This is a genomic window from Kitasatospora sp. NPDC093558, from assembly GCF_040683475.1.
Classification (GTDB): domain Bacteria; phylum Actinomycetota; class Actinomycetes; order Streptomycetales; family Streptomycetaceae; genus Kitasatospora.
The window spans coordinates 1-1,321 of record NZ_JBFBDY010001219.1 but is presented as its reverse complement, the minus strand read 5'-3'; the positions used below and the strand labels follow the sequence as shown (position 1 = coordinate 1,321).

At 74.0% G+C, this 1,321-nt stretch carries 1 protein-coding gene; it reads right to left on the bottom strand.

Going from position 1 to position 1,321, the window contains the following annotated elements; all coding sequences use genetic code 11:
- Positions 1–842, bottom strand: an 842-nt coding sequence (locus tag AB0O00_RS39870; RefSeq protein ID WP_363659559.1) for an MFS transporter, incomplete at its 3' end; no start/stop codon positions are given.
- Between the last annotated feature and the right edge of the window lie 479 nt (positions 843–1,321).

The following is a 1,321-nucleotide window of genomic DNA, read 5'->3' as shown; positions in this document are numbered from 1 at the left end:
AGCAGTGCGACGCGCAGCGGGCGGGAGGCGAACAGGGCGAGGTCGAGCAGCGGCTCGCCGCCGCGCGCGGCCAGGCGGCGCATCCAGGCCAGGGCCGCGGCCATCGCGGGCACGGCAGCCGCCGGCGACAGCACGCTCCACAGCGGCCAGCCCTCCTCGCGTCCGACCACCAGCGGTACCAGGGCGAGCGCGAGGGCGAGGGTCAGGGCGAGCGCGCCGACCGGGTCCAGGCCGGGGCGGGCGGCGGGGGCGCGCCGGGGCAGCAGACGGGCGGCCGCGGCGAGCGCGGCGACGCCGACGGGCCCGTTCACCAGGAAGATCACCCGCCAGCCCAGGCCGAACACGTCGGCCTGCAGCAGCGCTCCGCCCAGCACCTGCCCGGCTATGCCGCCCAGACTGATCGTCAGCCCGAACCAGGCGAGGGCGCGCGGGCGCTCCCCGGCCGGGAATACGGCCGTGATCAGGGCGAGGACCTGCGGGGCCATCGCCGCGGCCGCCAGACCCTGCACGAGACGGGCGGCGATCAGCTCGGGGGCACTGGCGGCCAGCCCGCACAGCAGGGACGCGGCGGTGAAGCCCGCCATGCCGAGCAGGAACAGACGGCGGTGGCCGAACAGGTCACCCAGCTTGCCGCCGGTGACCAGGCCCGCCGCGTAGGTGAACCCGTAGCCGCCGACGACCAGTTCGAGCGCGGCCGCACCCGCCCCCAGGTCGCGGGCCAGGGACGGCGCGGCGACGTTGACGACCATGTAGTCGAACGCGGTCATGAAGGTCGCCAGCAGGATCACCGGCAGGATGCGCCGGCGGCGCGGATCGGGAACAACGGCGTGAGCGGCGTACACGGAAGGGGCCTTTCAGCAGCGGGCTTCATTGCGGGCTTCAACAGCGGGCTTCAACAACGGGCTTCAACAGCGGGCTTCAACAACGGGCTTCAACGGCGGGCTTCAACGGCGGGCTTCAACGGCGGGCTTCAACGGCGGGCTTCAACGGCGGGCTTCAACGGCGGGCTTCATCAACGGGCTTCAACGGCGGGCTTCAACGGCGGACTTCGTCGGCGCACCGCGTGGTGCGCGGCGGCGTCGATCACCGCTGGAAAGAGCCTCGCTCCGCACACCCGCCCCGCACATGGGGCGGATTGCCTAGACGCCTCTTCAGATCCGCTGCCTGAGCGCCCTAAACCCTGCCGAACGGCCCACAACCAGGCCCGCCACCAGGGCCCCGACCGGCTCGGCACACCCCCGGGCGGCCCTGAGTAGGATGCCGCCGGTGATCACGCCGCCCAGCCCCGCGCCCCTGCTGGCCCGCAGCGCCGAACTGCGCG